Genomic DNA, 7746 nt, shown 5'->3' with positions numbered 1-7746 from the left:
CGTACCCCCAAGGGCCTGCTGCTGACCGACGCCGCCCAGACCGCCCTGCCCGCCCTGCGCGAGGCCTTCGACCGCCTGGCCGAGGCCGCCTCCATGCTGACCGCGGCCGTGGACGGTCGACGGCTGACGCTCACCGCCGCGCCGTCCTTCGCCGCCAAGTGGCTGGTGCCGCGCCTGGGACGGTTCGAGGAGTTGCATCCCCAGGTCGACGTCTGGCTGTCGGCGGGCCTGGAACTCGTCGACCTCACCGCCGGCGAGGTGGACATCGCCATCCGCTACGGCGCCGGGCGCTATCCGGGCCTCGAAGTCCGCCGGCTGATCGGCGAGACGGTGATTCCCGTTCTCAGCCCCGGCCTGGCCGAGACCCAGCCGCTGAACACGCCGGCCGACCTCGCCAACCACATCCTGCTGCACGACGGTTCGCCCGAGCCCGACGATTCCTGCCCCGACTGGACCATGTGGCTGGCCGCCAGAGGCCTGCGCAGCATCGACGGCGCGCGCGGTCCGCGCTTCAACCAGTCCAGCATGGTGATCGAGGCCGCGATCAACGGCCGCGGCGTGGCGTTGGCCAAGCGCACCCTGGCCCAGGCCGACCTCGACGCCGGCCGGCTCATCACCCCGCTGGACATCGCGACGGCGGTGGATTTCGCCTATTACGTGGTCCATCCGAAGGCAAGGGCCGGCTGCCGCAGGTCAAGGCCTTCATCACCTGGATCGCCGCCGAGGCCGAGGTTCACGAAGCCGCGCTGAGAGCCCTGGACAACGGCGCGGGGATTTAGTCCTAGAGCCTCATGAACCTAGTCGTTGAAGACCGGCCCCTCCCCGCCGACTGCGAGACCATGGCTGACGTCCGCAAGGGCGTGGACGCCTTGGACCGCACCCTGGTCCTGCTGCTGGCTGAGCGTCAGCGCTACATGGACGCCGCCGCCCGCATCAAGACCGACCGCGCCACCGTGCTGGACACCGCCCGCATCGAGGATGTGGTGACCAAGGTGAAGGCCAACGCCCGCGCCGCGGGCCTGTCGGAAGGCATAGCCGAACCGGTCTGGCGACTGCTGATCGACCGCTGCATCGCCTATGAGTTCGGCGTCTGGGATCAGCTGCGCGGCGTGCGCAACGACTGAATAGCCCGCTCGTGGGCGTAGGCGGCGATGTCGGTCAGGGCCAGGTCCAAGGCGTCGCGCACGGCGTCCAGCCCCGTGGGTCCCGATTCCTCGGCCGCCGCGCAGACGTCCCCCAGATCGAAGGCCCCGACGCCCCGCGCCGCGCCCTTGATGGTGTGGACGGCGTCGCGCCAGCCCTCGGAGGCCGGATCCAGCATCCCCGACCACATGGCCGCCTGTTCCCGGAACAGGGCCAGGACCTCGTCGATCATGGCCTCGTCGCCGCGCGCAAAGTCTTCCAGATAACGGAAATTCACCGCTCCGGTGAGGTCTCGCCTGGCCATGAAATTTCCCCCGTCCCCACGCCTTGCTTTCGGCCGCGCTTCGCGTATGTTCCGCGCCCTCGCCGCCGGGCTCCGAAAGGATCCGAACGACGATCGGGTGCATAGCTCAGTTGGTAGAGCAGCTGACTCTTAATCAGCGGGTCGTAGGTTCGAATCCTACTGCACCCACCATCTTTCTCCTTGAAAAGATTGGTGTAAATCGAAGGCCGCCGAAGCAGCTTTCGCCATGGGGGCCAAGTTGGGGTCCAACGGATGTCCGTCTGATGTCGGTCAAAACTATAGGTCAGACAAACCTGCCATGATTTGCATCCGTGGGAATACCCGCGGTACCTGCTGCTGAACGTCCTGTGGCGCGAGGACCGCCAGACCGTTGGGCGGCTGGGCGATCAGCTGGGTCTGGAGTCCAGCACCCTCACGCCGTTGCTCAAGCGGCTCGAGAGCGCCGCCTTGGTCCAGCGCGCCCGCAACCCCGCAAACGAACGCCAGGTTATCGTCGCCCTTACCGACGCCGGACGTGAATTGCGGGCCAGAGCTGGCGTCGACGACGCCTGGACTCCGCTGAAAGGCTGAGATGGGCCAACAGCCGACGTCGAGTCGTTGTCGGATGGTGGACATTTGAGGCTCTCGATCGTTCGGCGTCTCGCCCTCGGACATCCGTCCATGGTTCGCGATCAAGGTATCGAGGCCAAGAACGCCAATACGTTGCTGACAAACCAACCGCGCTCGTCGCGATGGATGTAGTGGCCGCCGGCCGGCGCGGTCATATGCCGGGCCCCCGCATATCGACCGGCGAGATCCTCCTGCGCTGTAGCCCAAAGGGCGTCTAGCGGCGCGGCGCGGCGCCCGATTGAGCGCGACATCACGAGGACCGGCATCCCCGCTCGAGGTTTGATGCGGGCAACTTGGGAGATCGTCCCGTCGAGGCCGCCGAGCTCGGCCTGCGCGGCCTTCGGCAGGAATCTGACCATGGAGGGTGGCACGACGCACATCTTGAGTTTCGCCGCCTCACAGCGTGCGGTGAAGTCGGCCGGCCTCGAATCCACCAGGATCAAACCTGCTACATCGCTCTGGTGATTGGCTGCGAAAAACTCCGCGTAAAGGCCACCGATGGAGTGGCCGCCGATCACGTATGGCGCCGCCACCCCTGAGGCCTTGAGCAAGCCGCTGAGTTCCCGGTCCACGGTCGCCGCGTCTCGCGGGGTTGCCGCCGCCTGACTGCCGCCGTATCCGGCCCGATCATAGACAATGACCGTCGCCGTCTTTGCCAGCTCGATGGCGACGTGATCGAAGGTCGCCATGCCGTCGCCCAGGCCCGATATCAGGACGAGCGCGGGTCTGCCCTGTCCAAGGACCCGGTAGGAAACGGTTCTCCCATCAACCTCAGCGGTCCTTACGTCCCTTGGCGCAGCGGCCGACCCGCCTGCGCCGAAGGTGGCCCCGGCGAGCAACGCCGCCGCCAGCAGAGCCCGCAGCCCAAGTCGAGGGGTCGACAGCCCTAGCGCGGCTAAGTCCCGCGGTACTGGCAGCGACCGGAACGGACTGACATTGGCGCCGCCGGTATTGCCCACGGGCACGAGGCCGAAGGCCGTCTTGCTGGCGGCTCCGACAATCCGCAGGACCTGGCCACGGGCTTCACGCAGATCCCGCCAGCGAAGGCTCCAGCGCAGCATGCGCATGTGTACGCGGACATGCTCAAGGGTGGACGTCTGGCCAAGCACATGGGCCCGCTCAAGATGATGGAACGCCTCACGGGAACAGCCACGATCTTCGCATGCCTTGGCGGCTTGCAGTTCCGCCTCCACGGCGGGGCGGTTGGCAGGCATAAGGCGCGCCGCCAGACAGAACGCCGCCGTCACGTCGAAGGTCAGGCAGAACATTGGCCACCAGCGCGGAGCCCCGGTGCTCGCGAACAGGTCTGGGTGGATCAAGTCGAACGCTGCGTGTCCCAGCAGAGCGGCGACCACCAGCCAGAGGTTACGCTTGAACCCTGCGACAGCGACAGCGCCGAACCCGCACAGGACCCATATCTCGAGGGCGAGTGCGCTCAGCGAGCCGCTCAGGATCGCGAAGAGGACGTAGTAGCTGGCGATCACGATCATGACGACAGGGTAGAACGCGCGTTCGCGGTCGAACCCAGCAGCGGTGGCGAAGGCGCCGATCGCAAGCGCCAGTAGCGGCCCTATGAGATATTCCATGTCGTCCTCCTGGCGTCAGCCTCGGACGCCATCTATCCCCTTGGCCCGTCTCTGCCGCACCCCGGAGTTGGGGGCGGCAGGGTTCTGGGCGATGTCATGGCTGCGCCTTGCTTCAGCTCGAGTTTCACCCAGCGAGCGGCGAGCGGGCCGCCGCATAGTGGCTATCCCGCAGTCCTGTGCAGCTCGGTCCGAGGCTCATCGGCAGCCTCGGACGGCTGGCGGTTCAGGCTGCCTGGATCGCGCGCGTTGAGGCGTTGCAGGCGCAGCTTTCACCGCACTTGCAATCGGGACCGCAGGCGCAGGCGTCGGTCGCGCAGGCGCACGGGTCGCAGGCGCAGGGTTCGCAGGGGCAATTGTTCGGCATTGAGAGGTCTCCGGGGTTTTGGGTTTCAACGAAGACTTAGGCCTATCTCCTGATTTAGCTGGCGCAAATGTCATAGTTATCGCACTTTACGCCATGTTCTCGTCAGCCGACGCTTCCCGGAAAGTCGCCTTGATCGGTTACGACGGCGTCCAATCCCTCGACCTCGCCGGGCCGTTGGAAGTGTTCTCCATGGCCAACAACTACGGCGCCCCAATTCGGTACGACGTATTTCTCGCGTCCCCCAACGGCGGTGAAATCACGACGAACTCGGGGTTGAGGTTGGCGGGCTCCCTGCCGTTCGCCGACCTTCCGGAGAACCTCGATACGATCCTGATAGGAGGCGGTAGCGAGTCGGGCCTGCAAGCCATGCGACCGACCGGGATCCTCGAGTGGCTGCGGCTTCGAAGAGGCTCGACGCGCCGCATCGGCAGCGTTTGCTCGGGCGCTTTCGTCCTCGCGGAATCGGGGCTGCTGGACGGTCGCCGGGCCACCACCCACTGGGAGATGTGCGACGAGATGCGGACATTTCGGCCGCAGGTGCGCCTGGAACCTGACGCGATCTTCGTAGCCGACCCGCCGTTCTACACCTCGGCCGGGGTGACGGCCGGCATCGATCTCTGTCTGTCGCTCGTGGAAGCCGACTGCGGCGCCAGCGTCGCGCTAGCGGTGGCGCGCAACCTCGTGCTTTTCATGCGACGCCCGGGTGGCCAGACGCAGTACAGCGCCAGCCTCAACGTCCAGGCGACGGCCACGCCAAGGCTGAGGGTGTTGATCGCCGAAATCAGCGCGGACCCATCAGGGGACCACACCCTGCCAGCCCTAGCGGCGAGAGTCGGCATGACCGAGCGGACGTTTTCTCGTGTGTTCCAGAAGGACGTCGGTACGACGCCCGCCGCATTTGTCGAAATGGCCAGGGTTGATCGCGCCAAGGCCCTGCTCGAGACCTCCGAATGGCCATTGGCCCGGGTGGCGGAACGGTCCGGATTCGGTAGCCTAGACGCCTTGCACCGCGCTTTCCTGAGACGCTTGAACGCAACGCCAGGCGACTACCGGCAGCGGTTTGGCGCCGTGTCGTTGAAGTAGACGTCCTGCCTCGATCGCGGTCAGGGGCCTATGGGGCGCTTGAGGCTTGAGGCTGCACCTGCCCCTTCGAAGCCAGCGGAATTTTTCGGCCTCGGGATGCCGGTGAGTCCTACGTCCACTTGAGAAGGCTGCGGAGTTCGGCTCAGGCCGCGACAACCAGTGACATTGGTTATAGGACCGCTTCGGGTGTCGCTGGGACGCTCAAGGAGTCACCATGCCGCTATCGCTGCACCAGGCCTCAGCGCCGATCTTCATTCGGGCGCTCAAGGGGTTGAACACGGTGCTGGCCAAGGCTGCCGCCCATGCTGAGGCAAAGAGCTTCGATCCTGCGGCGCTGCTGCAGGCCAGGCTTTATCCGGACATGTTCCCCCTCATCCGGCAGGTCCAGATCTGCACCGACTTCGCCAAGGGGGCGATCGCGCGGTTGGCCGGCGAGGAGCCGCCAGCGTGGGCGGACGACGAGGAAACCTTCGCCGGCTTGATCGCCCGGGTGGAGAAGACAGCCGCCTATGTGGGTACGTTTGCCCCTGACCGGATCGATGGATCTGAGGATCGTGAAATCACCCTGGTTCGGCGCGGCCAGAGCAGCATCGTGATGGGACAATCTTACCTGCTCGATCAGGCGATGCCGAACTTCTACTTCCACCTGACGACCGCCTACGCGATCCTGCGGCACAACGGCGTCGAGGTCGGCAAGAAGGACTATCTCGGGACCTCATAGGCGTGCTGACGGAGGGACATCCGCGAGAGGGCCCATGCTCACATCGTGGCCGATTTCTCTGCGAACTTCAGCCATGCGCCAAAGCTCGTCCAGCACCGAACGAAGCAGTGTCCGCAGCGACACGCAGGAGTCGCCTTCGTTGCGGGTCACCGAGTCAGAGGTCGGGTTGACCCTTTCGACCTCCGTCTTCGCCCTGACGATGGGCGTTATTACAACGGGCCTTATCTCGTTCTTTGTCCTCGCCCTTAACCTGGGGTTCTCAAGTAGTTTCCCACTACAATGGCTTCGCGCCAATTGCAGACGTTCGCCGCCGTGCGGGAAGCGGACCTTCTGAGAAGCGCGCGGGCGCAGTGCGTTCGATTCTGGTCGACTGTTGTCGAGGCCCGCGACGCTGAGCGCCGGTGAAGCCTGGCGGCCCGCAGCCCGACTTAAGTCGCGGCGAGCGCCTGCTCGAGATCGGCGATGATGTCGTCGATGTGCTCCAAACCGACGGACAGCCGCACATAACCAGGCGACACGCCGGTGGCGACCTGCGCTTCGACGTCGAGCTGGGAGTGTGTGGTCGAGGCGGGATGAATGGCCAAGCTCCGCGCGTCGCCGATGTTGGCCACGTGATAGAGAAGCTTCAGCCCGTCAATGAACTTGCGGCCCGCGGTGACGCCGCCGGCCAGCTCGAAGCCAACCAGCCCCCCTCGGCCGCCGCTTAGATACCGGTCTGCCCTGACGCGAGCTTCGCCTTCCTGCTGGCTGGGATGGATCACGCGTGTCACGCCAGGGCGGCTCGCTAACCAAGCGGCGACTTTCTCGGCGTTCTCGCAATGGCGCGACATGCGCAGCGGCAGCGTCTCGATCCCTTGAAGGATCTGGAAAGAGTTGAACGGCGAGATTGCAGCGCCGAGGTCGCGCAGCATGACCGTACGGGCCCGCAGGATATATGCGATGGGACCGAGCGGCTTCACAGCCTGCGTCCACACCGCACCATGGTACGAGGCGTCTGGTCCGTTGAGGGACGGCTGGCGGTCGCCAGCGGCCTCCCAATCGAAACTGCCACTGTCGACGATAAGGCCGCCGATCGAGGTCCCGTGTCCGCCGAGATACTTGGTCGCCGAATAGACCACGATCGCCGCGCCGTGCGCGAAGGGCCTGCACAGTAGGGGCGCGGCTGTGTTGTCCATGATCAGGGGCACACCCAGCGCACGCCCGATGGCTGCGACCTCGGCGATCGGGAAGACCTCCAGCCTTGGGTTCGGCAAGGTCTCGGCATAGTAGGCGCGCGTGCGGGCATCGGTAGCGCGGCTGAAGTTCTCCGGCTCCGCGGGATCGACGAACCGGACCTCGATCCCCTGATCGCGCAGCGTGTTGGCGAACAGGTTCCAAGTCCCGCCATAGAGCGCCGTCGAACTGACGACATTGTCCCCGGCGCGGCAGAGGTTCTGCAAGGCCATGGCCGACGCCGCCTGCCCGGATGCCACGCCCAGGGCCGCTACGCCGCCCTCAATCGCCGCGACGCGCTTCTCGAGGACGTCTGTCGTGGGGTTCATGATCCGGGTGTAGATATTGCCCAACTCCTGCAGGGCGAACAGCGCCGAGGCGTGCTCGGTGTCGCGGAACTGGTAGGACGTTGTCTGGTGAATCGGCACCGCGACCGAGCCCGTGGAAGGATCGGCGCGCCAACCGGCATGCAGCGCCAGGGTCTCAGGGTGCAGTTCGCGCTCAGACATGACTCTACTCCGTTCTAGGCAACGCTCGAAACGCACCGCTCGCAGCTTTTGAGCGCCTCGGCAACCAACCTGAGTTGGTTGCGATAGAACGCCGTCGTGAGGCCTACCGTCACTCAGGCGAGATCGCCTTAGCCTGGGCGAACGAGATGCTGCAAGAACACGATGATCGGCGCGTTCGTCGCCCAAGCCGGCCGTCAACGCGGCGAAGGAGGCTG

General features: G+C 65.6%; 8 protein-coding genes, 1 tRNA gene and 1 pseudogene. 7 read left to right on the top strand and 3 right to left on the bottom strand.

Translation table 11 applies throughout. The features are described 5' to 3' along the window. Positions 1 to 779, top strand: a pseudogene (locus RMO04_RS13575) (LysR substrate-binding domain-containing protein); the annotation flags it as partial. Positions 780 to 791: 12 nt separating this feature from the next. Then, a complete protein-coding gene (locus RMO04_RS13570; RefSeq protein ID WP_309645304.1) occupies positions 792 to 1124 on the top strand; it encodes a chorismate mutase in 333 nt (110 codons plus the stop codon). Here RMO04_RS13570 and RMO04_RS13565 read toward each other — a convergent pair. Next, positions 1097 to 1447, bottom strand: coding sequence for an Hpt domain-containing protein (locus tag RMO04_RS13565; protein ID WP_309645303.1), 351 nt, complete (start codon positions 1445 to 1447; stop codon positions 1097 to 1099). The genes RMO04_RS13570 and RMO04_RS13565 overlap by 28 nt on opposite strands. A gap of 95 nt (positions 1448 to 1542) precedes the next feature. Between RMO04_RS13565 and RMO04_RS13560 the strand changes: the two genes are divergently transcribed. Together RMO04_RS13560 and RMO04_RS13555 are read left to right on the top strand one after the other, a co-directional pair. Continuing rightward, a tRNA-Lys gene (locus RMO04_RS13560) sits at positions 1543 to 1618 on the top strand. A gap of 132 nt (positions 1619 to 1750) precedes the next feature. Continuing rightward, a complete protein-coding gene (locus RMO04_RS13555) occupies positions 1751 to 2017 on the top strand; it encodes a MarR family transcriptional regulator (protein WP_309645302.1) in 267 nt (88 codons plus the stop codon). 101 nt (positions 2018 to 2118) lie between these two features. On the opposite strand, the gene RMO04_RS13550 is transcribed toward RMO04_RS13555, so the two are convergent. Then, on the bottom strand, positions 2119 to 3642 hold the full coding sequence (locus RMO04_RS13550) for an alpha/beta fold hydrolase (protein ID WP_309645301.1): 1524 nt from the start codon (positions 3640 to 3642) through the stop codon (positions 2119 to 2121). Positions 3643 to 4135: 493 nt separating this feature from the next. Between RMO04_RS13550 and RMO04_RS13545 the strand changes: the two genes are divergently transcribed. From RMO04_RS13545 to RMO04_RS21185, 3 genes are all read left to right on the top strand, one after another. After that, positions 4136 to 5089, top strand: coding sequence for a helix-turn-helix domain-containing protein (locus RMO04_RS13545; protein WP_309645300.1), 954 nt, complete (start codon positions 4136 to 4138; stop codon positions 5087 to 5089). A 214-nt stretch (positions 5090 to 5303) separates the two neighbouring features. Then, entirely contained in the window at positions 5304 to 5810 is a 507-nt protein-coding gene (locus RMO04_RS13540; RefSeq protein WP_309645299.1) for a DUF1993 family protein, read from the top strand. A 34-nt stretch (positions 5811 to 5844) separates the two neighbouring features. Continuing rightward, on the top strand, positions 5845 to 6144 hold the full coding sequence (locus tag RMO04_RS21185; RefSeq protein ID WP_405041506.1) for a DUF2798 domain-containing protein: 300 nt from the start codon (positions 5845 to 5847) through the stop codon (positions 6142 to 6144). 94 nt (positions 6145 to 6238) lie between these two features. Here the strand turns inward: RMO04_RS21185 and RMO04_RS13535 are convergent. After that, a partial coding sequence (locus RMO04_RS13535; RefSeq protein WP_309645298.1) for a PLP-dependent transferase occupies positions 6239 to 7746 on the bottom strand: 1508 nt, incomplete at its 5' end.

The sequence above is a fragment of the Phenylobacterium sp. genome (assembly GCF_031412415.1).
Lineage (GTDB): Bacteria > Pseudomonadota > Alphaproteobacteria > Caulobacterales > Caulobacteraceae > Phenylobacterium.
The sequence above is the reverse complement of the archived record's forward strand: the minus strand, read 5'-3'. Positions and strand labels throughout refer to the sequence as shown.